Here is a 24,290-nt window from a genome sequence, read left to right as displayed (position 1 = left end):
TCTATTAGAGCTCTGTTGTCATTAAAAGAGTTAACTCACTGTCACTCGAGGTAGAAGCGGTTCTTTTGAACTGCCGCCAAAACGCTTGTTTCATTAACTTATCGTTTAGCTCTCGCCATTGGGTATGATCAAACGAGTCGTTATCCGTAGGTGCAGCAAGTTCAAATTTACACACCGTGCTTTTACACGATGCGCTAACAACCTCTGGGGTCGCGTTTAAATCTGCGGTTAGTAAAAAGTCTTGTAGCGCTAATTCGGTTTGATAAGCCCACTCTTCATTGCGTACTTGCTCATCAAATTGCGCTTGTAAAACAGCCTGCGCATCCGAGGGGGCACGCAGCTGCTGCGCCGCGTTTTTCATCAAGGCTTTTTGCGCTGCTAATTGCTGCCTAAGCTGCGACACTTGCTCTTTTAAAGGAAGCTCATCAAGCGGTTGTGGATCTGGATTAGGGGAGTTATCTTGTTGCTCTATACCAGCGCTTTGCTCAGGGGATGCTGATACAACACGCTTTGCTGTTGCTTCACTGCTTTTAGGCGGCTGCACAAAAGGTGCCTGCTTTGTATCAACATGTTGTACCTTTGCAGGTTTTGAGTCACTTGAAGCCACATTAAAGTAGCTCCATGTTAAACCTACACCCGCAATAAAACCTATGCCTAATGTTAATAAGCTATGTTTGCTCATTTTAATTCCTTTTATAATTACTTTTTACTTATGCCTTAGTTACAGCATCGCGCTAGTATGTGATTCGTTTTCAGGCTCTTCGGTCGTTAAAAAGTTTTGGTTCATACTTTGCGCAGGACAGGGACAATCCGGTCTGCCAATAATTTTAGCCGGTACGCCTACAGCGGTAGTATGCGGCGGCACTGCGGTTAAAACGACTGATCCTGCGCCAATACGTGCGCCCTCACCTACTTCAATATTACCCAACACCTTAGCACCTGCACCAATAAGCACACCCGCTCTAATTTTAGGATGGCGGTCGCCTTGCTCGTTACCAGTACCACCAAGCGTTACCGATTGAAGTATTGATACATTATCTTCAATTACCGCGGTTTCACCAATAACAATACCGGTGGCGTGATCAAACATTATCCCTTTACCCACCTGACACGCAGGGTGAATATCAACCCCAAACACTTCTGAGGTGCGGCTTTGAATAAAGCGCGCCAGTTCTTTGCGGTTTTGCTGCCACAAGCAGTTAGCTAAACGATGCGCTTGAATAGCATGAAACCCTTTTAAGTTTAAAATAACTGTAAGGTAGGTTTCGGCTGCTGGGTCTCTGTCCTTAACAGCTTTAATATCTTCGGCCACATAGGTAAGCATACGGTCGCACTTTACAAACGCTTGGTCGAACAACTCACGTATTGTAAAAGCCGATACCACTGCATCTGCCAACTTATTAGCAACAATAAAGCTTAACGCCGAACCTAAACACTCATGATTTAAAATGCATGAATACACATGACTTGCTAAAAGTGGTTCGCGAGTTACAACTTCATTAGCTTCACTACGAAGCTGTTGCCAAATTTCATGACGCATAATACTGCCTTAAATTGATATAAAAAGAGCCTTTTGCTAAGTCTAACGGATTTAACGCCTTATGTGTTAATCCCTTAACTATTTGTTCTGGTTATTAGTTATAACTAGCAATCTCAAATAATATTATAGATGCTTAGCTTTTTTTTAGATTAAGCTATACGACAGTAGCTAAAGCAACCTACACATATAAAAACAAAATAAATTGTTATAAATCAAAAGCTAGCACAGTATGGCAGGTGTGGTGTCATATGCCAAACTAACTACTGACATACTACTGACATACTACTGACGGCGTAAAAAATAAAAACAAACGCTAAATTAGCATCATCAACTCAACAAGGATAACGATGATGAAAAACGACATATTAAATACTAAAAAACTCGGCTATAAATTTTACTTTCAGGATGGCGACAACCAAATTGCTTGTTTTGGTAGTTACTTCACTGGTAAAGAAGAAGTGTACATAAATGATGATTTATTCAGTAAAAAGCGCACTATTAATTGTGCAAGCACGCATTCTTTTGATTTTGGGGGCGCACAGTACCAAGTAAAATTTGACATGCTCAACATACTCACTGGGCGCCTAGAATGTACTCTTTATAAAAATAGCAGTGTGATAGCCAAACAAGTTCAAAGTAGCCTTTCGGATGATCCTAAAAAAGCAGCATTTTTTCTTGCTGGCTGTACATTAGGTGGAGCGGTATTTGGCTATACAACAGCCACCATTGTTGAACTATTTGTAGGGAAGCTTTAACGTGCAATTAAATCCTACAACAGTTAAATCGCTTAGAAGTAAGTTAGATTGGACGCAGCAACAGCTTGCAGATGCCTGCGATGTAAGTTTGCGGACCATTCAACGGGTTGAAAAAGAAGGCGCCGCTTCAAAAGAAACCACTATGGCGCTTTGTGCAGTACTTGAAGTACGCCAAGGCGAGCTAATTAAACTTGATGAGCTTAGAAATGATGACGTTAAAAGTACGCCAACTAAAAGCTTTTTAGCGGGAGTTGTTATTAGTTCCTTAATAAGCTTTGCTCTTGGGGCTGGCTCAGTGCTTTTAGCGACTAACTAATACCTTACGCTAATTAAATAAAAATGCCCCAGGCTATAAGCACTGGGGCATTTTTTACACATTGAATAAAGCGCTTAAATTACTGAAACACTTTTTCAACGGCCATTACTTCAATATTTTTAGCTGGGATTGCTAATGTGTAATCGGCAATGACTTTATCCTCAGCAACAAGCGCTGCTGGTTTTTCTGTGTTGTAAACCATTGGCGAGGTTTGCTCTGACACTAAACGTTTTTTCATGTCTTCGCCGTCACCGGTAATAAACACATACTGCACGTTATCTGTTTGCAGGTTATCTTTAATCACGCGATTAACATCAGCAAGCGTTAGCTTTTCAAGTTTACTTGTCACGTATTTTACAAACGACTCTGTGTTGTAAAATTCGCTATCAAGTGCATAACCTAATTGGCGGTTTTGGCTTGCGACAAGCTGCGGTACGTAGTTAATTAAAAAGTTACGTGTTGCTTCAAAGTCTTTTTCGGTTAAGCCATTTTTAATAAGCTTATCCAGCTCATACAATGCGGTACGTGTTGCAAAATGTGCATCGTTATTAGAGCGCAGTGGGCGTAACCAAATTTGGAATATTTGCTCAGAGCGCCCTAAGTTTGCATCAGGCTTAGTTTGAAACATACCACGTGGGAAGTACTCAATATAAGCATAATCGCCGTAGTTCATACCCCGTGTTTGACGAATTCGCTCATACAGGTATGAGTTAGAACTACGGTGCTCACCAAAGTACGAACGCACCAGCCAAAGGGCTGTCCAATCTTCACTACTACGAATAGTATCAATTGGGAAACCAAACGATACCGCAGTTGATTGCGCTGACTTTTCTACAATCGTGGCATGGTGACCTTTAAGCTCTGGCGCATCAGGAATACTTAATCGGCTTTGCTCGCCTTTAGGTAAGGTTGCTAAATCGCTCATCATTTCGGCTTTAAGCGCTTTTGGCACAGCGCCAATTAAACCCAGTGTTAGTTTAGATTGGGTAAGCTCTTTGTTGTAAAATGCTTTTACATCATCAAGCGTTAGTGCTTCTAAATCAGAAATATCACCGTAATTGTAGCTTTCGTATGGGTGGCCTTTGTAAAGTGCACTGTATAGCACTTCTTTACCTAACTCTTCATCGTTAGAGGCTTTTAAGCCCGACTTAATACCGTCGATCATTTCTTTTTTAAGGCGTTTAAAGTCATCGTCTCTAAAGCCTGGGTTAATTAACTGATCGCTTACAAGCGCATACCATGTAGCTGCGTTATCTTTATGAATACGCCCTTGAAATGACAGCATTTCTTTATCTATTTGATAACCAAAGCTGCCAGCAAGCGGATAAAGCGCTTTTTGTATATCTTTGTAACTCGTACTTTGCGAGCCACCTTGAGCAAGCATAGCGGCGGTGAGTGCAGCAACCCCTTTTTTACCTTGCGGATCTGCAGCAGCTCCGGTATTGAATAAAAAGTTTACGTCAATCAGTGGCGAGCTATTGGTTTTATCAAGCACTTTAAATACTGGCGCTTCAGGCGCTTTATCAAGCTTTGCAACTAACGCGTTTAAGCTTGCTTCCTGCTCAAACCCTGGCGCTTTATCAAGTGCCGACATAGTTACGGTTGTACGCGCGCCATCTACAAAATATTTATTAGCCACAGCTTTAATGTCTTGTGCGGTTATGTTGTCGGCCGATTTATAAAGCTGGTTAATTACCTCAGGATCGCGCTCAAAATGCATGTATCTTGCAAGCGTTGAAGCAATGGCTTGCGATGAGTCTAAACCGTTAATAAAGCTGTATTTGAGGTTAGACTTTAAATCACTTAATTTTTGCTCATCAACAAGTTCGGTACGTGCTTTTGCGTAAGTGCGATTGATAGCATCACGTGCTTTTGCTAAATCTTCTTCGTTTTCAACTTTTACAAATACATGCAGTAAACCAGGATCTTTTGTCTCTGGATTGTAGGTAAACATTTGGCTAGCAATTTGTTTATCAACAACCAATTCTTGGTATAAGTCTGAGTTGTTTGAAAAATAAAGCTGTGAGATCAAATCAAGCGCGGCTCTGTCTTTTTTTGCAGGCTCCCAGGCCGCACCTTTGTAAGATACAAGCAACCAATGGCCAGGCAAACCTTCGTTTTTCTCATGTACATATTTAGGCGCTTGTTGTGCAGGCTCAGCTTTTATATCGGCAACGTAATCACCTTTTTTCCAGCCACCCCAATGTTTTTTCACCATAGCCATCGTGGCTTTAGGGTCTACATCGCCGACAATTACTAGCGATACATATTCAGGCTTATAAAACTTATCAAAAAATTCTTTACCGTATGCCATTTGATCTGGCATGGCTTCTATATCTTCAAAAAAGCCCATAGTGGTATGTTTATAGGTATGTTTATCAAAGGCTTCTTCGCGTACAGCGCTTAATAATTTACGAATTGGACTGGCGTTATTTTTTAAATACTCCCCTTTAACCGTAAGCGCTTCGGTTCTAAATTGCTCTTCGGTGTAGGTTAAGTTTTGAAAAATATCGGCTTCAATTTCAAGTACTTTATCAAGATGCTGCTTTGAAAAGTTTAAATGGTAGTTTGTGTAATCGTTAGTGGTGTAAGCACGGTTATCTACCCCTGCATTTTTAAATATGGCAGTGTATTCGTCTTGCGGAAATTTTTTAGAACCTTTAAACATCATGTGCTCAAAAAAGTGAGCAAAACCGGTTTTACCTTCTTTTACTTCATTACGCGAGCCAACCGATACCGGAATTTGCAGCGAGACTACATCGGGGTAATCTGTTTTAACTACCATTACACGTAAGCCGTTATCTAGCTCTTCGATTAAGTACTCTTGCGAAAATACACGTTCCTCAGCGGCTGTTGTTTGCTGTTGTTGTGCCGCTTGGGTGTTTTCGCTTTGCAATGTTGCGCAGCCTGTTAGTGCCAGCGATACCGCCAAGCTTGTTGCTAATAATTTAAATTTCATTGTTGTCCCTTTTTAAATTGAGCAAATTTGTTATTAGATTTAATGCTAATTCATAGTTGATTATGCCCTAAAGCGAATGATTGTAAGAGCTTTGCGACATTTTTAATGTAAACAACTGTGTCAATTCCCTATTTTAAAAACACTTAAGCATGAAAAATGCTCAAGTTAATTGAAAAACTTTCACTAAATAAATCTATCTAGACGTCTAAATGGCTGCTATATTAAATTACATACATTGGACTAAGCTGGAATGAGGATTATGGCTTTATCACTACAAGAAAAAATAGAAGACACCAATCAAGGTGTTTATCTTATTGGTACTACTCCGCCTAAAATTGGTACTGATAAAGCGCAACTAAAAATCATTGCAGAAAAACTACTTGCTCGCTTACACGAAATTGAATACGACGGCGTAATAATTTACGACATTCAAGATGAGAGTAGCCGCACAGATAAAGCACGCCCATTTCCATTTAAACAAACTGTAGACCCTCGTGAATACAGCCATTTATTACGTAATTTATCGGCTCCAGATGTCATTACTTACAAAAGTGTGGCACAACGTGGTGTAGAAGAGTTTAAAGGCTGGTTGGATGAAACCAAAAACGACTACGATTTAAAAAATGTGGTTTTAGTAGGTAGCCCCTCATCGGAAGGTGATATAAAACTAAGCTTGCCCGATGCCTATAAAACGCTTGCAGAGCAAAGTGATGACTTCTTTTTAGGGGGCGTTACCATAGCAGAGCGCCATGCAAGTAAGCGAAATGAGCACGAGCGCCTTATAGAAAAAACAGCACAAGGTTGTCAGTTTTTTATATCGCAAGCGGTTTACGACGCACAAGCAACTATAGAGCTAATCACTAGCTATGCGCGTACCTGTAAAGCACAAGGTATAACACCAAAACGTATTATATTAACGTTTACCCCGTGCGGCGGCGATAAAACCTTAGAGTTTATGCAATGGTTGGGTATCTCAGTGCCAGAGGCCACTAAATGGCGCATGCTTGATGCAGAAAACACATTAAGTGAATCGGTACGTATTTGCCGAGAAAACCTCGACCTAATACTTAAAAGCTGTGCGCATCTTGATGTGCCACTGGGCTTAAATATTGAGAGCTTAACAAACCGTAAAGAAGAAATTGACGCATCAATAAACCTATACCGCTTATTAAAAGCCATTATGGAATTAAACCTAGCTGAAAAACAAATTGCTTAAAAGTTAAATATGAGCCTGCCCATTATTTTTAAGTGAACTGGTATACACTACTTATATTCATGATTGTTGTTTTTTAAGGTAGTTCTGAGTATTCTTGTATGCCAATTAGGTAATTACTATTAATAAAAGGAATTTTAAATGCCATTAAATGAACAGGTGAAATCAGAAGTAATTAAAAACATTATAAAATATGAGAAAAAATTAATCACTTTTATCTAGACTCTCAGGGCTATGTAACCATAGGCGTAGGTCATATGATAAAAAACAAACAAGCTTCAGTCCTGCTCCCAATGAATAAAGTAGTTAACAATCAACCAGGTCCTCCTGCGACTCCTCTAGAAAAACAAAAAGAATTTGAAACAATAGCTAAACAAAAAAGAAACTATAAAGCTGAATGGTATAAACAATTTACTTCACTCACAATTAAAGATGTAGAAATTACACGCCAATTAAACAAACATATGGATTCTTTTTACAAAGAGCTTTCTACTCTATATAAAAAATCTAATGGTTATTACGATGACTTTGATAAATTAAACAAAAATATACAAGTCGCATTATTTGATATGATTTTTAACTTAGGCGCTGTAAAAATTGTCACAAAGTTTACTGAGTTTGATAAAGCAATCAAAGCTGGGGATTGGATTAAAGCCGCTAAAGAAAGTTACCGCCCTCAACTCAGTGCAGAAAGAAATAACTACGTAAGAGCAAAACTATCTGCGGTAAACAACATAAAGGTGATGACACCATGAAAAGCTTATCGTTAGTATTATTGATATTTATCTGTGTTGGCTGCTCAAAATTATCTGCTGATGAAATAAAACCTAAATTATTTGTTAATTATTTTACAGGTTTAGAATCAGAAGTTGTGATGGATTACCGGAGTATTAAATTAAATTATGATTTAACTTTACGTTCAGAGAGAAATGTACACTTTTCTAACTGCAAACAAGTAGAAGAAACCACTTCTCATGATATAGCTGTAAGCGAATTTCATTTGTTACAGATGTTGAAAGCAAACTGCATCGCATTGAAAAAATACTCTCAAGCTAAAAGCTCGAACGTCAGTTATTTACAGGAAATTCTTGATAAAAATGATATTAGCAATCTTCCTGCTACAGCTTACCCTTATGTTAATAAGTATGATAAAAGCCAAAGGCAAGGTAAAACGCTAAGTGAATATCATAAAAAATTTAATACATCGTTAGACATAAGTGGAGCAATAAGAGTTGAGACTGAAACTGAACAAATGTTTTACAACGTTGTTGCCACAGGCGATTTCAATGAAGATAAAGTTCAAGACGCAATAATTCGTATTGACTGGCAGGTAATTGATGCATTTGGTAAAGGGTTTAAGCTTATTATGGTTACGAAGAAATCCGCAGACAAACCATACGAAATTACTACACTAAATTAGTTACATCCTCCGCAAGTTAGTATTTACACTCCTTGGCAGGCCCTATCGCTTGCCTTTTATATTTTGAATGTATTCCAATAAATTAACTTTTTCAGTGTACCAATACTTTATACATATCCGGTCAATACACTTTGTTTTATCTTTGCATTTGAAGTGTATTCATCTAGCAGCTTTTTTATTTTTAAAACTTCAGATTCACTACAGCATGGATCTAGTGTTATTACAACGCTGTCTATTACATCCCCAAGGATCAAGTGTATTGTCTACATTATCCTGGAGGCATTTTAAGAAAAGCTTTAACCGTGTCTCCAAATTTGAGTCAGGCTCAATAAATAATTTATCACTTAAATTTGCTCTTTAATACTCAGCTTATACGCTTGTTTATTTTTATACATGGCTTGGTCTGCGTCATTGAGTAATGCATCAAATGGCTGTTTTTGATTCTCAGTAAAGCTATAACCAATGCTAAGAGATAAATCGCAGACACTTTCTTTTATAAGTGCCTTTGAATACTCAGTGGTAATTTTATCAATAATATAGCTAAGCTTACTTTTATCACTAATTTGCATCACAGCTACAAATTCATCGCCGCCTAAACGCCCTACTATATCAGCCTCTCTTAAATGTGCTTTTAGGGTATTAGCCAAAATAATTAACGCTTTGTCACCTGCTTCGTGTCCGCAGGTGTCGTTTAATTTTTTAAAATCGTTCACATCAATAAACAAGCAACACACATCAAAGCCTAAGCGCAGCGCTAAGTTAAGTTTTTGCTGGGCTAATAAAGTAAGTGCGCGGCGGTTATAAATATTTGTGAGTGGGTCTAGCATTGCTATTTCGCGCATTTGCTCAAAGCTATAAATAAGCGCTAAATCGTCTTCAATTAAATCACGAAGCTGCTCTATTAGCTCAAAATATTCATCGGTGTAACTGGTTTTTTTTGAATCTTTTAAACACAAGGTGCCAAATACTTCACCTTCAGGCCAGTGAATTGGCAAACCAAGGTAGGATTCAACATCATCTTCAATAACCTCCGGCATGGTGCTCCACTGCGCATCATTACTGGCATTATTTACATATAAGGTATTGTTATTTTCGGCTACGTGTTTACAAAATAGCGGTGTTTGCGGAGGGAGTATAGGGTTGGTTTCAAAGTGTGAGCCGCCTTCATTTGCTCTAATAACTACGCGATAGCCTTTGCTAGTAGCCTGAACTATATAACCGGAAGGGGCCGAAAAAAGCCCCGTTATCAAATCAATGGTTTTTTGCCATTTATGTAATGATATTTGGCCATCGATACCAGAAAATGCCCATTTATCTGTTTTAAACATAACTATACCTCAGCTATTTAGTAGCCTCAGTATAGCCAAATAAATATGTCTAAGGCTACTTTCTGCGGCGTTTACTTGGTGCTCTTTGTCCGGTAATGCGCTTTTTATCGCGATCTTTACGGGCTTTATTGGTGTTTTTACGGTTATCTTTTGGTGGCTTGTTTAAATCAGGCTCGTAACCTTCTAGCCATTGTGGTGTTAAACGGGTATCAAGTAGTACTTCAATTTCTTCCAGTAACCATTGCTCGTCAATACTTACCAGCGACATTGCAAGCCCTTGCTCGCCAGCGCGACCTGTACGGCCAATTCGGTGTACGTAATCTTCTGCTATATAAGGTAGTTCAAAATTTATTACGTATTTAAGCGCCGGTATATCTAAACCGCGCGCTGCTACATCGGTGGCAACCAATACCCTCGTTGTGCCTTCTTTAAAGTTTTGTAATGCACGGTCGCGTGCACCTTGCGATTTATCGCCATGGATAGACTCAGTTTTTAAGCCGTCTTTACACATTTCTTTGGCAAGTTTATCAGCCATTTGTTTTGTACGCGTGAATATAAGTACTTGGCGCCAATTTTTCATGCCAATCATGTGTGATACAAGCTCGCGCTTTCTATCTTCATCAACTGCGTAAATAACTTGCTCTACTTCCACGGCAGCTGAGTTACGTTTATCAACTTCAATCAGTTCGGGGTTTTTAAGTAGTTTTTTGCTCAGCTCAAACACGCTGTCATCGAATGTGGCTGAGAACAATAAGGTTTGGCGATCACCTGGAATATGGCGCAAAATACGTTTTATTTCATCAATAAAACCCATGTCGAGCATACGGTCTGCTTCATCAAATACCAACGAATCAACACTTGATAGCACCACACTGCCTTTAATGATGTGATCAAGTAAGCGCCCTGGTGTTGCCACTATCACTTGCGCCGTTTTAAGTGCTTTAATTTGCGGACCAATACTTGCACCACCATACGCTAAAGCGCCTTGAATATTGCTGCCTTGGGCATATTTTTCAAAGCTTGCAAACACTTGCTGAGCAAGCTCACGAGTTGGCGTTAAAATAACCACTCGGGCTATACCTGGCTCATCTTTTTTTGGTGTATTTAAAAGCTTATGTAGTAGTGGTAATACAAAGGCGGCTGTTTTACCTGTGCCTGTTTGCGCGCTGCCCATTACATCGCGGCCCGCTAATATGTGCGGAATAGTTTTAACCTGAATCGCGGTAGGCGTGGTGTAATTATTTAGCTCAATTGCTGTGAGTAATAACGAATCGAGTTTAAGAGATGAGAACGATGTGGCAGACATAGGCTTAGCTTTAAAATAACAAAGAGCGCTATTGTACGCATATTACGGTACTGCGTAAATTAACCAGCTCAGAAAAGTATTGAGCTTAGTGTGTTCCCTGCACCAATAAAAAAGGCGCTAAATAACAAATGTATTTAGCGCCCTTTTCTATCGTTTTAAACCGGTTTTAACGTGGCTTTGCGCTCATTATAAAACGCGATTAAGTCATCAACCGTTGCTTGGCAGTATTCACGAATACCCGACACCACCATGTGCTTTTCACCAAAACCAACTTTTTCGCCGTTTTCTAGTAAATTAAAGCGCAAGGTAATTTTGCCGCGCTTACCCGTGTACTCAAAACTTGGCTCAGCAAACTCAAGCGTTGGCGTTTGAATATTAATGTTATCAAGGTTAATGATCATCGACTCGTAAATAACCATAGGGCGCGCTGGGTTGATCATTACATCTTGCTTACCCATTAGCGGAATAATTACATGCGGAAATGCAGCACCAGAAAACTCAACATAGTTTTTTATTAGGCTATTTGTAAGTGTTGGGCACTTGCTGGTTTGACCTTCGCGTTTTACCTTTAAAATTACTTTGTCGCCGTTGGTTACATCAAACTCGTCATCCCCTTGTGGAAAATTAAGTTTGGTGTTTTCATCAACCATACCGGCAAAGGTAAACTCCATTCGCTCACTTATACCGTAGCGGTCTAACACTAAAGAAAAAAGTAAGTCTCCTGGCGCGCAAAACTTTTTGGCATCTTTGTCATGAAGTGGGTTGTAATCATCGGCAACGCACTTTGCGAAACGACACCCTTGCTCACGAGAGATAGAAACATAATCAGCATGCTGCTGAAAGTAAGGACTTAACATAGATTGTTCACTGCTTAAACTGCTTATAACCTGCCCATACTACCAGAAAAAATTTAAAGAGAGGTCGAATCACTTACAAATTCATACAATTATATTAAGGGTAAATATTGCACATACCTGTTTTAGTTAGTAATTTAGTTACCAAACTAAATAAGGGACTAATTATTATGATGCGAATTATTGCCACAATAAGCGTACTAACTACATTAGCTGGATGCTCGTCTGGCGTGACCTTTCATACCAATATAGATAACGATGTTTTATCTGAGGAAATTGGTACGTACGTTAAAAAACGAGATTTACAACAGTTTTATAGCGACCAAGAAGCTCACGAAAGTGGCGCCACGCTTTTAGGCCGAATTGAAGGCGAAAGCTGCGATGGTGACGGTAGAGGCGTCAATAATATAAGCTACAATCGCTCAAAATCAAATGCTATAGATTTACTTAAAGCGGATGCAATACGCAGAGGTGGTAATGCCTTTACTATTAATTCTTGTAGTGAGATTTCTGTATCGTATTGTGACCTGGCTGTTTTATGCAGCGGACAGGCCTACGACTATTAATAAATTATATATTAAGCGCAAAGCTAAGTAATACACGCTTTCCCGACTCAATTTTAGATACACTGTGCTCGTACTTGTCGGGCCTAAATAAATACACGCGGTTAAACCAATTAATAATGCATTTTGAGCATTTAAAAACCCCACCAGCTTTCGGTTTTACTAGTACAAAATTAAGTTTGTAGTAGCGCCCTTGCTGTACTGGGTCTATATGGTTCATCACACTGTGATGTGTAGGGTAAGTAACTAGGTTTATTGAAAAGACATTACTGCTAAATATAGCTTTGTTTTTTACAGGTGCAATCATACTGCCTCCTTTTAATTTACATGCAGCATTGTAGCATTTACTAAAGCGCCACTGCTTGCGCTAAACAATATCAAAACGCGATGACATATAGCCAAACAGCCTGAAACAAAAAAGCCGAACTTATTTAATAAGCTCGGCTTTTTATAAAGTATGACTAAAGATTATGCACTTGGGTAGGTGCGGTACGCACGCTCAATATTTTTAGCCTGCTTTTTAGAAATGCCTAAATGGGCAAGCGCTACACGTAAACGCGCACGTGATAGGTCTGAGCCTAAAATTTCCATTGCATCAAGTACTGACGTTGAAGACGTTTTACCCGTGATTGCTACAAATATTGGCTCTAAAAAGTCTTTAATTTTAAGCTCGTGGAATGTAGCAACTTCTTTTGCAATGGCAAAAATAGCTGGCTTATCAAAACTACGTAAACCTTCAAGCTGCCATACAAAAAACTGTAGCGCTTGGCGTATTACGTTTTCGTCAGCTTTGCCCGCCGTTAACAGTGCTGGGTCGTAAGTTGGAATGCCGCCTACAAAATGCCCTGCTAAATCAACCATGTCAGAGAGCGTATTAATGCGCGTTTTAGCTTCTGGTAATACTTTAGCTAGCATTTCGCCATTAAACTTCCAATCAACAAAGCGCTGTACAAGCTCTTCATCTGTTAGGTTTTCGCGGATCCACATGCCGTTTAACCAGCTTAATTTGTCTACATCAAATACTGGGCCGCCAAGCGATACACGCTTCATGTCGAAGTGTTCAATCATCTCATTTAGAGTGAATTTTTCACGCTCATCTGGCATTGACCAACCCATACGGCCTAAGTAGTTAAGCACGGCCTCTGGTAGGTAACCCATTTCTTTATAGTAATTAATAGACGTTGGGTTTTTACGCTTAGAAAGCTTTGATTTATCTGGGTTACGCAGTAGTGGTAAATGCCCTAGCACGGGTGCTTCCCATCCTAAATCTTCGTAAAGTTTTAATAGTTTAGGTGCTGAATTAATCCACTCTTCGCCACGGAAAATATGGCTTATTTGCATGTGGTGATCATCCACTACGTTTGCTAAAAAGTACGTAGGGAAACCATCGGCTTTTAATAGCACTTGCATGTCTACGTTTTCCCACGGGATCTCAATTTCGTCGCGTAGGTAGTCGTTAAATTTAAAAGTGCCTTCGCTTGGTATTTTCATACGAATAACGTAAGGCTTGCCTGCGGCTAGGTTTGCTTTAATTTCATCTTCGGTGAGGTTTAAGCCACGGCCGTCGTATTTAGGGCGCAAACCTTGTGCCATTTGCTCTTCGCGCATTTGGTCAAGCTCTTCGCTGGTTGCAAAACAGTAAAATGCTTTACCTTGCTCAACTAATTGGTGCGCGTATTTTTTGTATAAATCGCTACGCTCTGATTGACGGTAAGGGCCAAAATCGCCGCCTACATCAGGGCCATGATCCCACTCAAGACCTAACCAACGCAGGCTATCCATAATCGCTTGTTCTGACTCTGGCGTGCTACGAACTTGGTCTGTATCTTCAATACGAAGCACAAACTCGCCGCCTTGTTGTTTAGCAAAACAGTAGTTAAATAACGCAATATAAGCGGTGCCAAGATGCGGGTCACCTGTTGGAGATGGGGCAACACGAGTACGGATTGTCATGATAATGTCTCTTTTAATAAGTGAGATAAAAATTAAGGGGGTCGTTTAAGCCGCTACTTTGTTTAAGTAAGCAATAATATCGTTAGATTCGTATAGCCACTCTACTTGGCCATTTTTTTCTATACGTAGGCATGGTACTTTAATTTTGCCGCCTTGCTCTAACAGCTCTTGACGAAATTGTTGATTATTTTTTGCATCACGCGTTTCTATTTTTAAGCCTTCGCGCTTAATTGCACGGCGTACTTTTACGCAAAACGGGCATGCTTTAAATTGATAAAGTTTAAATTGTGAGGTTTGCTGATCAAGCTGCGCTTGCACATCGCTTGCACGCTTTTTACTGCGAGGAGTAAATACAAAATTAAAGAATAAAATTATACAACCTAAAAACCAACGAACGAATTTCATGTTTTGTGCCTGCCTACAACAATTTAAGGAGCCAGATTTTAGCACAAATTTACAATCAAAAAAGCTCAATACTATTATCGGGGGTCACTTCTTCATTTACCTCAAGCTCGCTGTAAGCAGTCACTTTATTACGGCCGCTATTTTTAGAATGGTACAGCGCCATATCGGCTTGGTGCACTATGCTAGATACAGTATCAATACTTGCCAGCTCTAAAAAGCCAATGCTAATTGTAAGCTGCCCAACTTGCGGAAAGGGGTACTCAGCAATATTTGAGCGTAAACGGTTAAGTGCTATATGTGCTTGTGCCTCGGTTTTGGTTTGAAATAGTACCGCAAATTCCTCACCACCATACCTAAATACGTAGTCTTCTAACCTAAAGTTATTTTTTAGCAGCCGCGCTACAAGTAATATAACCTCATCTCCTATTACATGGCCGTAGTTGTCGTTTACGCGTTTAAAGTGATCGATATCAGCAATGGCTAAGTACCATCGTCGCTTTTCGTAGTTATCATCTCGGGGCAATAAAAAGCCTTTGCCTGAGACAATTTCAATCACTTTTTTATCAAAGGTTTGCCTATTTAAAAGCTCGGTTAAAGGGTCTAATCGCGATTTATGTAATAGCCCTAGCTGGTTGGCATAAATATTTAAAATATGCACGGCGAGCATTGTGGTGGTTTGCGCTAATTCTTTTGTGGTTTCTATGAGTAATATGCCAATTACTTTACCAAAGTAATATACCGGCACATACGTTGTTACTACACCTATGGCATGGCTTACTCTTATTTTGTTTTGGGTCACTTTATTAAGCAGCGCTAACGCTTCGTTAGACTCTAATACTTCAAGGCGGGTGTGGGTATTTATAAGCGTAGGCGGTAATTGCGCACTAAAGTGTTTATTAATATAAATAGCAAAATTTTCAACTTCGAGCAGGTCGCCAATAATTTGCACTAACGATGCATCTAAATCACTTTCTTCTTCTTGCTGAGTTAGACTGATTATCCATTCGTGCCCGCAATTGTTTGCCTTCATTAGTTTGCCTAAACTGTTTTAACTTCAATCAGTTTAGACAAAATCATCAACTTTGCTAATTAATTAACCAACACTTTTGGATTAGGGCGCATTCACCTAGGTGGATTAAAGTTTGTTTTACTAAGCGCTATAAAAACTAAAGTAAAACTAAGTCGTCTCTGTGTAGCACCACAGCGCCACTATCAAAATCGAGTAACTCGCCTATTTGCTCTGAGTGGGCCCCTTTAATTTTATTTACTTCAACTTGATTAAAACGTGTTAACCCTCGAGCAATAACGTGGTTGTTGTCATCAATTAAATCAATCAAGTCACCTCGCTCAAAACGGCCAAATGCATTGGTTATGCCTTTAGCTAGTAGGCTTGCCCCCTTGCTTTGCAGTGCAGTAATAGCGCCTGCATCAATGACTATTTGTCCTGTGCTTTTAGGCCCAGCCATTAGCCACTTTTTACGACCATCTTTTGGTGCAGTAAGCTTTAAAAACCGCGTACCGGGTAATTGCTCGCTCATACATTTTAAAATAACATTATTGCCAGCGCCTTTTGCAATAATAACCTCTACCCCTGCGCGCCTTGCTACATCGGCGGCTTGTAGTTTTGTGGCCATACCGCCGGTGCCTAAATTTGTACCGCTACCACCTGCTAGTTGGCGTAATTCATCATTTATGTGGGTTACTTCGTCAATTAGTTTTGCGTCGGTATTGGTGCGCGGATCGCTGGTAAATAAGCCTTCTTGGTCGGTAAGCAGTAATAACTTGTTGGCATTAGCTAAAATAGCCACAAGTGCCGATAAATTATCGTTATCGCCTACTTTTATTTCGCTTGTTGCTACTGCATCGTTTTCATTAATAATAGGTACCACATCGTGGCTCAATAACGCATTTAAGGTATCGCGCGCATTTAAATAGCGCTCTCGGTCATCTACGTCTGCGCGGGTAAGCAGCATTTGCCCTACGTTTATGCCATACAAAGAAAATAAACTTTGCCAAATATGTATAAGTTGGCCTTGTCCTACGGCTGCCAACATTTGTTTATCTATTAGGCCGCGGCCACAGGGGTTAATAAGTTGTTCGCGCCCCGCAGCAACCGCGCCACTCGATACTACTATAACTTGGTGGCCTTGCTTTTTAAGTTCGCTACATTGACGAACCAGCTCAACCATGTGCGCTTTGTCTAATTTATCGGTGCCACCAGTAAGTACACTTGTACCAAGCTTTACAACTATTACCTGTTCCCTTTGCATTATTTTTTACTATTAAAATTTTTAGATAATTTAACTTATACCAGCTCGGTATTTTTGAACAAGTTAAAATTATTCATGCTAGGATCGGCGTTAATTTAATTTGATAAAATTTCATTTATGCCAGCCAGTTTATGCCTAATTATTGCCACCTTTTTATGGGGTAGCTCCTTTATTGCGCTTAAGTATGCAATTGCCGTTTACGACCCTGCATTAGTAATATTTTTACGCATGCTAACCACCTTAGTTTTATCGCTGTGTTTATGGCGTTATGTTATTCGATTTGAGTATTTAAAAGGCGATTGGAAGTACTTATTAGGCATGTCGCTCGCTGAGCCTTGCTTGTACTTCTTGTTTGAAGGCCACGCGATGGAATACACCTCGGCTTCTCAGGCGGGTGTTATTGTTTCGTGCTTGCCTATTATCGTGGCATTGATGGCGTTTTTTATGCTTAAAGAGTACATAAGTAAAGCCATTGTGATTGGATTTACTTTGTGTATTGGCGGCAGTATTTTGCTTACTTTGCTTTCACCAAATACCGATCAGGCCCCTAATCCATTATTAGGTAACTTTTTAGAACTTATGGCGATGGTATGCGCGGCGTTTTACACCATTAGCATTAAGCACTTAGCTAACCGCTACTCCCCACTTACTTTAATTGCTTTGCAAGGCGTAAGCGGTAGTTTGTTTTTTGCACCTTTTTTATTTTTTATCGACTTACCAAGCGAAAATCAACATGACCTAACCGCCCTTATGAGCATTTTATATTTAGGCTCGTGTGTCACTCTCGGTGGCTATGGCATGTATAACTATGCAATTGGCAAGGTATCGGTGTTAACGGCCGCAGCGTATTCAAATTTAATACCTATTTTTACGCTTATTTTATCAGCCATTATTTTGGGTGAAGTGCTCGATTTTTGGCAATGGGTGAGTATATTTGTTGTTTTTGCAGGGGTGATGATAAGCCAACGACATCAAGAACTGGTGGTAGATATACCGCTTAATGAAGCTGGCGATGAGTCCATCAGCTCAGCCGATACAAGCCATCTTAAATCAGTACCCGATGCTAACGAGTCAAAAGGGTAACAGGTTAATAAATAAAGCCCTGGCGTTTGTAAAAACGCCTGTTGGGATTGATGAATAACCTCAATCCTCTTCACTTTATAATACTGTATTACGCCACTTTGCAGCTGCAGCGTAAACGTTTCACCCACTTTAGTGTGTTGTAAAAATGCAAAGTGGGTGTCGTTATGACCCGCTATTAACGCACCGCCATGTTTATCACCCAGCTCTGCCCCTGGTAAAAAGTGGCTTGGTGCAAATGCTAAATTACGACCACTTGCCCCCGCTAAAACGCTAAGCATTTTATTATGCTTAGGCCAGCTAAGCTGTGCTGTCACATAGGTATCGGCGTAAAACCATGGTTTAACGTGAGCGTTTGGCTTAACTAATGCCTCTTGCCAGGCCTGCGCTATCAATATTTGCGCTAACCATGCCTTTGCTTGCATGTATATGCCGTGGCCAAATAGCCCAAGGCCGATGATTAATAAGCCCGCACTTAGCCACTTTTTCATTTAAACGCTCGAGTATATTTTATAGCGGCAAACCCAGCTAATAACATGCATCCAAGCAATATATGCAACCTACTTTGCCCATCGGTTTGCGGTAAGCGCATAGCCAGCCCTTGTGGAGCTGCGTTTTTAGCTAGTGCAGTTTGCTCTGCAGGCTCTTTAACTAGCGCGTGTTCAATAGCTATAAAAGCAGTAAATGGGCTCAGTAGTTGATGTGTAAGCGCTAGCTCCTGCACCTCATTTTTAACTGACTGACGGTCATTATACAAAAGCAACGATTTAATTTTTTGGCGCGCCCACAGCTTATCAATCCCTTTTGCGTTTGCGCTATTTTGTGCGCTTAGTTTTATATTTAAAGGGCCTTGAGCGGTTTGTCCACTAAGCGTAATTTGATTCGTATCATTTAATTTTATAGCCACCATTATTGGCTCGCCAAAATATAAATCGGGCAAGGGTGATGGCCAAAAGTCTAAGCGGTTAGTGCTTTCATCACTTAGCGTTAAATTAGTGATCGCAGGATGCGCAAGCTTATCAAATAACTGCTGCATTTTAGGTTGCACCTCGTGTGTGCTACCAATAAACGTAAACGAACCTTTACCTATATCTGCAGCTCTGCGCATAAAAAAGCTATTAGGTGCACTGCCAATGCCTACAGTAAATAAACGGCTATCGCACAATTTACGCTGAATATTTTTAAATAAGGCATTTTCGTTACTAACACTGCCATCCGTTAAAAATACAACTTGGCGTACAAAGCCCTCAAAACGGCTGCCATCAAGGACGGCATCAAGCGCACCTTGTATTTCTGTGCCGCCATCGGCCTCTAGGCTGTAAATAAAGCGCTCAGCGCGGCGTAAGTTAAAGTCGCTAGCAATAAGAGGACTATCGCTCATGGGGGTAACCACGTTATCAAAACCAATAATGTTAAAGCTGTCGTCGCTATCGAGTAAAGACAGCGCATAAAACAAGGCCTTTTTTGCTTGCTCCATTGATTGTCCGTGCATAGAGCCTGAGGTATCTACAACAAACACCATTTCACGAGGAAGGCGCTGCGTTTGTGTAAAATGATCTCCTGGCGGCATTAGCATAGCAAGTCCGTATCGGTCGCCATTGTCAAACTGCTGGGTAAAAAATGCCGCCTGAGCGCTTTCTTTTTGCAGCGGTTTAAACTCAAGAACAAAGTCGCGGTTTATGGCATTTTGCTCGTTTAATGCAACGGTGTATTGGCCAAATGCAGGGTTATGAATATCTACGTTATGAAATTTAGAGTTTATATCCACCAGCTCTAAACCAACGTCTATATCTATATTTAAACTAAATTTACTACTAGGTGCGTCGTCATCGTTATACGCCGCGCTTTGTATACTGTAAACAGGGCTTAACCAGCCGCTTGGTGCGGTTTTCACGGGAGCTTGGTTTTGCTCATTAAACTCAACTTCACCGCTAATTGCGTGATAACGTGGCGTAATAGTTGTCGGAAAACGAATCGCAAATGTACCACTGCTATAATCAATTATTTCTTGATACTCAAGCTCTATAACTACCTGCTCACCTGGACCAATATTAGCTACATTTGTAATAAACATATTCGCTCGTTGCTGGCGTACGAGTGCTGCTTGTTTGCCTGCTTTTTTAGCTGCTTGGTATTTTTTTTCGGCCTCTACTTTTTTATCAATTTGGCCTTTAATGACTCGCTCACCTATACGCATTGTCATCGCGTGCACGGCGCTTTCATCAGGCAGCGGAAAAACGTAGCGCGCATTAACCGCAAACGGGTTATCATTTTGATAAGTTTGCTTAACGACTACATGGTTTATCAGGCCGGTCAGGGTCATATTAGCATCACTTTTTAATATAATAGCCGGTGCTACAGAGGCGCCACTGCTGTCAAAAAGTTCAAGCTTGGGCGACTGTGCATGGCTATTAAAACTAACCAGAAGCACAGCCACTAAAAAAATAAAAATGCTTACTTTAGTAAGCATTTTGGTTGGGTTACTCAACATAAAATCACTCCATCGAACGCTTAACTTTACTCAAATAAGAGTGGCTTTAGTTACTTGCCGTCTGGCCATTTACCAGGTTTATTGAGCGGGTCGTAAGTGTTACGCGTCGATCAAAAAAGTTATCTTCAACTGTATTGCTGCGCGCCAATGTTTGCTGCTCGCCAAATGCGTGCGCACTTAAACGTGTATGGCTAATACCGTGCTTTATTAAGTAACTTTGCACTGCGTTTACACGTTTTTTAGACAGTAAAAGATTCGCTTGCTCATCACCGCGCTGATCGGCAAAGCCACTTAAATCTAATGCTAGTTGCGGCTGATTTTTTAACAGCACCACAAGCTGGTCTAACTGCGTAGCAAAGTGCGGGGCAATAGCACTAGAGCCTGTTTTAAATTGCACAGTCATGGCAAGTAAGCTATTTATTTGCGATTGTGTTAGCTGCTCATTTTGATTAGCAAGTACCTCTAACTGCTGCTCTAGCCTATTGTTATGGTTAAGCACGTGCATGTAGTCACTGGTTTTTTGCTGCATCACTGTTATTGCCCTCTGCTGCTGAGCAATTTTGTCATCGGCTACTTTTGAATCACCAATTAAGCCCCCAGCAAATGCGCCAATAAATGCCCCAATCGGCCCGCCAACTACACCACCAATAATGGCGCCTGTACCTAAACCAATCGCAGTTTCTTTATGTGCTTCTTTAGAAGGGGTATTGGTTGCTGCTGCAAATGCAGGTGTACACACACTGGCTACTAGCGTTAATGCGATTAATGTCTTCTTCATGATGTAATCCTTAAACTTGTTTTAATTTGCGATGTTTTGTTTTGATGGTTGTATTAAAACAGCTACAAGTGGCAACAAAGGGGAACAAAAATGGCAAAGTGCTGAGCAATTGTGGCAAAAAAATGGCAATTGCCTTTTTAAGCGTACATAACTGAAAAACTTCGATATAGTGCGTTTTAAAATAAATAAGGGTGTGTAAAATGAAAAAAATAGCCATCATTGAAGATGAAGCCGCCATCCGCGAAAACTATATTGAAATGCTTAGCGCTCAAGGTTATCAAGTAAGTGGCTTTGCAGATCGCCCAAGCGCAGAGATTGCATTTAAAGACGCCCTACCCGATTTAGCCATTGTGGATATTGGTTTAGGCCATGAAATAGACGGCGGTTTTTTACTTTGCCAAACTTTGCGTACGCTTTCTAAAACACTGCCAATTATTTTTTTAACTGCACGCGATAGCGAAATAGATACAGTATGTGGCCTGCGTATGGGCGCCGATGACTACCTAACAAAAGATATTAGCTTAGCCCATTTGGCTGCCAGAATAGGCGCACTATTTAGACGCATGGAAGCACTTGAGCAACCCGCCGATGCCAATGCATTAATTACACGTGGCTCGCTTAAGCTCGACACCCAGCGCATGCAGGTATTTTGGCAGCAACAATTAGTTGATTTAACTGTGACCGAATTTTGGATGTTGCATTCACTTTCGCAGCGCCCAGGCCATGTAAAAAGCCGTAACGATTTAATGAGCGATGCAAAAATTTACGTAGACGACAGCACGATCACCTCGCATGTAAAACGCATTCGTAAAAAGTTTATTGCTCTTGATAACAACTTTGACTGCATAGATACCGTGTACGGTATGGGCTACAGGTGGGAACAACGCTAATGTTACGATTTGGCCTGCGCAGTAAATTTATACTTCTGTCGTGCTTTTTGTTTTTACTGCCGTGGCTTGGTTACGAGTACGTATGGGAAATGGAAAAGTTTTTACGCCAAGGCCAAGAAAAAACCCTCGTAGGCACTACTCGCGCACTTGCCACTGCTTTGCACGAGCGCCCCGCACTTTTTGATGAGCAAACCAACTTTTTAGACCAAGTTGTAAAAGGGCGTGATTTATATGCCTATAATCTAAAAAACCCTATTCAACTTGATGGTAAGCTGAGCGACTGGCAAAGCTATCAACCACTTTTTTGGCATTACGATAAACGTTATTTACAAAAAACAGACCCAGAGCATAAAAGTGACGATTTATCGTTTGATCATATGGTGGGCAAATTTGATAACTATTTATATGCCGTGTTTAAAGTCACCGACGATCATCTTATTTATCGCGCTAAAAATAGTTTAAGTATTACAAATAACGATTATTTAAAAATTGGTATTAAAAGCCCAAACGGCGATTTTAATACATACATTATTGCACCGCGCCAAGACGGCTGGGTTAATGCGTTTGATGCGAATACCAAAATTCCGTTTACAAAAATTCAGGGCTTTTTTATACGCACTGAAACGGGATATAACGCAGAGCTGCGCTTTCCTATAAATATGCTGGGTAACAAGCTTGGCTTTGCCGTGGTCGATATAGACACAACAAAAGCACCGCTTGATTCTAAAATAATGGCAACCTCTAACTTAAATAACCCAAGCGATTTAGGCTCTGTATTGGTGCCCTCACCCGAAATTAACCGAATTTTAAAAGGTATGGGCCACAGCGGTAGCCGTATTTGGGTGGTTGATAACCATCATCGCGTATTAGCACAGTCGGGCACAATTCAAAATGCCGATGGCGTATGGGCCGACGGGCTTAAAAACCAGCCGCCTAAAAATGCCTGGCAGCGCTTTGAACAAACATATTTGCACCCGCTTTATTATAAAATTTTAACTCGCCCCGAAAACGAATTTTTAGATACCCTACACGATGTTGCCTCAATGCAAGGTGCGCATTTAGCTAAAGCACTCAAAGGGCAACCAGCGTCGTCTTGGCGGTTAACCCCCGATAGTAAAGCCGTTATTTTATCGGCGGCTTATCCTATTTGGATTGACGACAAAGTCATTGGCGCAGTCATCGCCGAGGAAACCACTAATGGTGTACGCACACTGCGTAATAAATCGCTCGAAAAGCTCTTTAACGTTATTTTAGCGGTGATGCTAATTGGTACCGTTACGTTGTTCTTTTTTGCTTCGCGTATTTCGAGCCGTATTAGGCGATTACGCGACACCGCAGAGCAAGCCATTGATGCCCAAGGGCGCATTACTGGCAGTATTAATTACAGCGACTCAAACGATGAAATTGGCGACCTTTCACGAAGCTTTGCTAATATTGTTGGCCGATTGGGTGGATACACTAACTATTTAGAAAATATGTCATCGCGGTTATCGCACGAACTGCGCACGCCGGTGGCTGTGGTGCGCTCATCACTTGAAAACTTACAAAGCCTGCCACAAAACGAGCTAAGCCAAAAATACTTAGAGCGCGCCAGTGAAGGGGTTGAACGTTTAGGTAAAATAATTACCACCATGAGCGAGGCCACACGCCTTGAACAAAGTATTCAAAGCAACGAGAGCGAGCCGTTTGACTTACAAAAGGTTATTAATGGCTGCATGCAAGGCTACCAGCTTACTTACCCTGAACAGTTATTTGAGCTTGATGTATGCCAAAACCCTTTACCTATGCAAGGAGCCCCCGAATTTATAGCTCAGCTACTTGATAAACTTATTAATAATGCGCTGGAATTTAGTGAAGCAAATACGGCTATTAATGTAGGTCTTAAGCAGAGCGAAAATAAAGCAATATTAACAGTGAGTAATACTGGCCCCGCCCTGCCTGAAGGGCTAACTGAGCATATTTTTGATTCTATGGTGTCGGTGCGTAGCCAGCAAATGCAGCAACAACCGCACTTAGGGTTAGGGCTTTATATTGTAAGGCTAGTATGTGATTACCATAAAGGCAGTGTCACTGCGCAAAACAACGAGCGCGGTAATGGCGTGGTGTTTAAAGTAACCCTGCCTTTGCAAAGCTAGGCTGTGCTACAAGTGATACTTTTTTTGCACAGTG

General features: G+C 40.6%; 23 protein-coding genes. 9 read left to right on the top strand and 14 right to left on the bottom strand.

What is annotated here, in order from left to right; translation table 11 throughout:
- Window positions 1-4 precede the first annotated feature (4 nt).
- Both WDB87_RS06700 and cysE read right to left on the bottom strand, forming a co-directional pair.
- Window positions 5-682, bottom strand: a complete 678-nt coding sequence (locus WDB87_RS06700) for a hypothetical protein (protein ID WP_286245085.1) — start codon at window positions 680-682, stop codon at window positions 5-7.
- 39 nt (window positions 683-721) lie between these two features.
- Complete coding sequence (gene cysE, locus WDB87_RS06695; RefSeq protein ID WP_286245086.1) at window positions 722-1,540, bottom strand: serine O-acetyltransferase; 819 nt, start codon at window positions 1,538-1,540, stop codon at window positions 722-724.
- A 347-nt stretch (window positions 1,541-1,887) separates the two neighbouring features.
- Here cysE and WDB87_RS06690 point away from each other — a divergent pair, with 347 nt between their 5' ends.
- Together WDB87_RS06690 and WDB87_RS06685 are read left to right on the top strand one after the other, a co-directional pair.
- Window positions 1,888-2,295 carry a hypothetical protein gene (locus WDB87_RS06690; protein WP_286245087.1) on the top strand — a complete coding sequence of 136 codons (408 nt, stop codon included), beginning with the start codon at window positions 1,888-1,890 and terminating at the stop codon, window positions 2,293-2,295.
- 1 nt (window position 2,296) lies between these two features.
- Complete coding sequence (locus tag WDB87_RS06685; protein WP_286245088.1) at window positions 2,297-2,611, top strand: helix-turn-helix transcriptional regulator; 315 nt, start codon at window positions 2,297-2,299, stop codon at window positions 2,609-2,611.
- Between the two features lie 79 nt (window positions 2,612-2,690).
- Here the strand turns inward: WDB87_RS06685 and WDB87_RS06680 are convergent, their stop codons facing one another.
- Window positions 2,691-5,570 carry a M16 family metallopeptidase gene (locus WDB87_RS06680; RefSeq protein ID WP_286245089.1) on the bottom strand — a complete coding sequence of 960 codons (2,880 nt, stop codon included), beginning with the start codon at window positions 5,568-5,570 and terminating at the stop codon, window positions 2,691-2,693.
- A gap of 259 nt (window positions 5,571-5,829) precedes the next feature.
- Here WDB87_RS06680 and WDB87_RS06675 point away from each other — a divergent pair, with 259 nt between their 5' ends.
- The 3 genes from WDB87_RS06675 to WDB87_RS06665 all read left to right on the top strand — a co-directional run bounded on the left by WDB87_RS06675 (window position 5,830) and on the right by WDB87_RS06665 (window position 8,203).
- On the top strand, window positions 5,830-6,786 hold the full coding sequence (locus tag WDB87_RS06675; RefSeq protein ID WP_286245090.1) for a methylenetetrahydrofolate reductase: 957 nt from the start codon (window positions 5,830-5,832) through the stop codon (window positions 6,784-6,786).
- Window positions 6,787-7,040: 254 nt separating this feature from the next.
- Window positions 7,041-7,538, top strand: a complete 498-nt coding sequence (locus tag WDB87_RS06670; RefSeq protein ID WP_286245091.1) for a hypothetical protein — start codon at window positions 7,041-7,043, stop codon at window positions 7,536-7,538.
- Window positions 7,535-8,203: a hypothetical protein gene (locus WDB87_RS06665; RefSeq protein WP_286245092.1), complete on the top strand. Its 669-nt coding sequence runs from the start codon at window positions 7,535-7,537 to the stop codon at window positions 8,201-8,203. The genes WDB87_RS06670 and WDB87_RS06665 overlap by 4 nt, the downstream gene beginning before the upstream one ends.
- 344 nt (window positions 8,204-8,547) lie before the next feature.
- On the opposite strand, the gene WDB87_RS06660 is transcribed toward WDB87_RS06665, so the two are convergent.
- The 3 genes from WDB87_RS06660 to WDB87_RS06650 form a co-directional block, all read right to left on the bottom strand.
- Window positions 8,548-9,531 (bottom strand): sensor domain-containing diguanylate cyclase, encoded by a 984-nt coding sequence (locus WDB87_RS06660; RefSeq protein WP_286245093.1) that lies wholly within the window; start codon window positions 9,529-9,531, stop codon window positions 8,548-8,550.
- Window positions 9,532-9,586: 55 nt separating this feature from the next.
- Window positions 9,587-10,837 carry a DEAD/DEAH box helicase gene (locus WDB87_RS06655; RefSeq protein ID WP_286245094.1) on the bottom strand — a complete coding sequence of 417 codons (1,251 nt, stop codon included), beginning with the start codon at window positions 10,835-10,837 and terminating at the stop codon, window positions 9,587-9,589.
- 155 nt (window positions 10,838-10,992) lie between these two features.
- On the bottom strand, window positions 10,993-11,694 hold the full coding sequence (locus tag WDB87_RS06650) for a DUF3581 domain-containing protein (RefSeq protein WP_286245095.1): 702 nt from the start codon (window positions 11,692-11,694) through the stop codon (window positions 10,993-10,995).
- Window positions 11,695-11,861: 167 nt separating this feature from the next.
- Here WDB87_RS06650 and WDB87_RS06645 point away from each other — a divergent pair, with 167 nt between their 5' ends.
- On the top strand, window positions 11,862-12,257 hold the full coding sequence (locus WDB87_RS06645) for a hypothetical protein (protein ID WP_286245096.1): 396 nt from the start codon (window positions 11,862-11,864) through the stop codon (window positions 12,255-12,257).
- Between the two features lie 4 nt (window positions 12,258-12,261).
- Here the strand turns inward: WDB87_RS06645 and WDB87_RS06640 are convergent, their stop codons facing one another.
- The 5 genes from WDB87_RS06640 to proB all read right to left on the bottom strand — a co-directional run bounded on the left by WDB87_RS06640 (window position 12,262) and on the right by proB (window position 16,882).
- On the bottom strand, window positions 12,262-12,561 hold the full coding sequence (locus tag WDB87_RS06640) for a 2OG-Fe(II) oxygenase (protein WP_286245097.1): 300 nt from the start codon (window positions 12,559-12,561) through the stop codon (window positions 12,262-12,264).
- 161 nt (window positions 12,562-12,722) lie between these two features.
- A complete protein-coding gene (gene gltX, locus WDB87_RS06635; RefSeq protein WP_286245098.1) occupies window positions 12,723-14,207 on the bottom strand; it encodes a glutamate--tRNA ligase in 1,485 nt (494 codons plus the stop codon).
- A 45-nt stretch (window positions 14,208-14,252) separates the two neighbouring features.
- A complete protein-coding gene (locus WDB87_RS06630) occupies window positions 14,253-14,612 on the bottom strand; it encodes a glutaredoxin domain-containing protein (protein ID WP_004586118.1) in 360 nt (119 codons plus the stop codon).
- A 55-nt stretch (window positions 14,613-14,667) separates the two neighbouring features.
- Complete coding sequence (locus WDB87_RS06625) at window positions 14,668-15,642, bottom strand: GGDEF domain-containing protein (RefSeq protein WP_337849412.1); 975 nt, start codon at window positions 15,640-15,642, stop codon at window positions 14,668-14,670.
- A 136-nt stretch (window positions 15,643-15,778) separates the two neighbouring features.
- Complete coding sequence (proB, locus tag WDB87_RS06620) at window positions 15,779-16,882, bottom strand: glutamate 5-kinase (RefSeq protein WP_337849411.1); 1,104 nt, start codon at window positions 16,880-16,882, stop codon at window positions 15,779-15,781.
- Window positions 16,883-16,999: 117 nt separating this feature from the next.
- Between proB and WDB87_RS06615 the strand changes: the two genes are divergently transcribed.
- Complete coding sequence (locus tag WDB87_RS06615) at window positions 17,000-17,965, top strand: DMT family transporter (RefSeq protein WP_337849410.1); 966 nt, start codon at window positions 17,000-17,002, stop codon at window positions 17,963-17,965.
- Here WDB87_RS06615 and WDB87_RS06610 read toward each other — a convergent pair.
- From WDB87_RS06610 to pdsO, 3 genes are read right to left on the bottom strand one after another with little or no spacing between them, the layout of a single operon-like run.
- On the bottom strand, window positions 17,854-18,453 hold the full coding sequence (locus WDB87_RS06610; RefSeq protein WP_337849409.1) for a class GN sortase: 600 nt from the start codon (window positions 18,451-18,453) through the stop codon (window positions 17,854-17,856). The two genes, WDB87_RS06615 and WDB87_RS06610, sit on opposite strands and share 112 nt — an antisense overlap.
- Window positions 18,450-20,453 carry a marine proteobacterial sortase target protein gene (locus WDB87_RS06605; protein ID WP_337849408.1) on the bottom strand — a complete coding sequence of 668 codons (2,004 nt, stop codon included), beginning with the start codon at window positions 20,451-20,453 and terminating at the stop codon, window positions 18,450-18,452. Before WDB87_RS06605 ends, WDB87_RS06610 begins: the two co-directional genes overlap by 4 nt.
- Window positions 20,454-20,499: 46 nt before the next feature.
- Complete coding sequence (gene pdsO, locus WDB87_RS06600; RefSeq protein ID WP_286245104.1) at window positions 20,500-21,231, bottom strand: sortase-associated OmpA-like protein PdsO; 732 nt, start codon at window positions 21,229-21,231, stop codon at window positions 20,500-20,502.
- A gap of 200 nt (window positions 21,232-21,431) precedes the next feature.
- Between pdsO and pdsR the strand changes: the two genes are divergently transcribed.
- A complete protein-coding gene (pdsR, locus tag WDB87_RS06595; protein ID WP_286245105.1) occupies window positions 21,432-22,121 on the top strand; it encodes a proteobacterial dedicated sortase system response regulator in 690 nt (229 codons plus the stop codon).
- The gene (gene pdsS / locus WDB87_RS06590) at window positions 22,121-24,256 is read left to right on the top strand and encodes a proteobacterial dedicated sortase system histidine kinase (RefSeq protein ID WP_286245106.1); all 2,136 of its coding nucleotides are present in this window, start codon (window positions 22,121-22,123) and stop codon (window positions 24,254-24,256) included. Before pdsR ends, pdsS begins: the two co-directional genes overlap by 1 nt.
- Window positions 24,257-24,290: the final 34 nt, after the last annotated feature.

This window comes from Pseudoalteromonas sp. C12FD-1, assembly GCF_037414265.1.
Classification (GTDB): Bacteria; Pseudomonadota; Gammaproteobacteria; order Enterobacterales; family Alteromonadaceae; genus Pseudoalteromonas.
The sequence above is the reverse complement of the archived record's forward strand: the minus strand, read 5'-3'. Positions and strand labels throughout refer to the sequence as shown.

Excerpts from the sequence above, each read along its gene's own strand:
- WDB87_RS06700 (WP_286245085.1), bottom strand. The coding sequence starts at position 682 with ATGAGCAAACATAGCTTATTAACATTAGGCATAGGTTTTATTGCGGGT.
- cysE (WP_286245086.1), bottom strand. The coding sequence starts at position 1,540 with ATGCGTCATGAAATTTGGCAACAGCTTCGTAGTGAAGCTAATGAAGTT.
- WDB87_RS06690 (WP_286245087.1), top strand. The coding sequence starts at position 1,888 with ATGATGAAAAACGACATATTAAATACTAAAAAACTCGGCTATAAATTT.
- WDB87_RS06680 (WP_286245089.1), bottom strand. The coding sequence starts at position 5,570 with ATGAAATTTAAATTATTAGCAACAAGCTTGGCGGTATCGCTGGCACTA.
- WDB87_RS06675 (WP_286245090.1), top strand. The coding sequence starts at position 5,830 with ATGGCTTTATCACTACAAGAAAAAATAGAAGACACCAATCAAGGTGTT.
- WDB87_RS06670 (WP_286245091.1), top strand. The coding sequence starts at position 7,041 with ATGATAAAAAACAAACAAGCTTCAGTCCTGCTCCCAATGAATAAAGTA.
- WDB87_RS06665 (WP_286245092.1), top strand. The coding sequence starts at position 7,535 with ATGAAAAGCTTATCGTTAGTATTATTGATATTTATCTGTGTTGGCTGC.
- WDB87_RS06660 (WP_286245093.1), bottom strand. The coding sequence starts at position 9,531 with ATGTTTAAAACAGATAAATGGGCATTTTCTGGTATCGATGGCCAAATA.
- WDB87_RS06655 (WP_286245094.1), bottom strand. The coding sequence starts at position 10,837 with ATGTCTGCCACATCGTTCTCATCTCTTAAACTCGATTCGTTATTACTC.
- WDB87_RS06650 (WP_286245095.1), bottom strand. The coding sequence starts at position 11,694 with ATGTTAAGTCCTTACTTTCAGCAGCATGCTGATTATGTTTCTATCTCT.
- WDB87_RS06645 (WP_286245096.1), top strand. The coding sequence starts at position 11,862 with ATGATGCGAATTATTGCCACAATAAGCGTACTAACTACATTAGCTGGA.
- WDB87_RS06640 (WP_286245097.1), bottom strand. The coding sequence starts at position 12,561 with ATGATTGCACCTGTAAAAAACAAAGCTATATTTAGCAGTAATGTCTTT.
- gltX (WP_286245098.1), bottom strand. The coding sequence starts at position 14,207 with ATGACAATCCGTACTCGTGTTGCCCCATCTCCAACAGGTGACCCGCAT.
- WDB87_RS06630 (WP_004586118.1), bottom strand. The coding sequence starts at position 14,612 with ATGAAATTCGTTCGTTGGTTTTTAGGTTGTATAATTTTATTCTTTAAT.
- WDB87_RS06625 (WP_337849412.1), bottom strand. The coding sequence starts at position 15,642 with ATGAAGGCAAACAATTGCGGGCACGAATGGATAATCAGTCTAACTCAG.
- proB (WP_337849411.1), bottom strand. The coding sequence starts at position 16,882 with ATGCAAAGGGAACAGGTAATAGTTGTAAAGCTTGGTACAAGTGTACTT.
- WDB87_RS06615 (WP_337849410.1), top strand. The coding sequence starts at position 17,000 with ATGCCAGCCAGTTTATGCCTAATTATTGCCACCTTTTTATGGGGTAGC.
- WDB87_RS06610 (WP_337849409.1), bottom strand. The coding sequence starts at position 18,453 with ATGAAAAAGTGGCTAAGTGCGGGCTTATTAATCATCGGCCTTGGGCTA.
- WDB87_RS06605 (WP_337849408.1), bottom strand. The coding sequence starts at position 20,453 with ATGTTGAGTAACCCAACCAAAATGCTTACTAAAGTAAGCATTTTTATT.
- pdsO (WP_286245104.1), bottom strand. The coding sequence starts at position 21,231 with ATGAAGAAGACATTAATCGCATTAACGCTAGTAGCCAGTGTGTGTACA.
- pdsR (WP_286245105.1), top strand. The coding sequence starts at position 21,432 with ATGAAAAAAATAGCCATCATTGAAGATGAAGCCGCCATCCGCGAAAAC.
- pdsS (WP_286245106.1), top strand. The coding sequence starts at position 22,121 with ATGTTACGATTTGGCCTGCGCAGTAAATTTATACTTCTGTCGTGCTTT.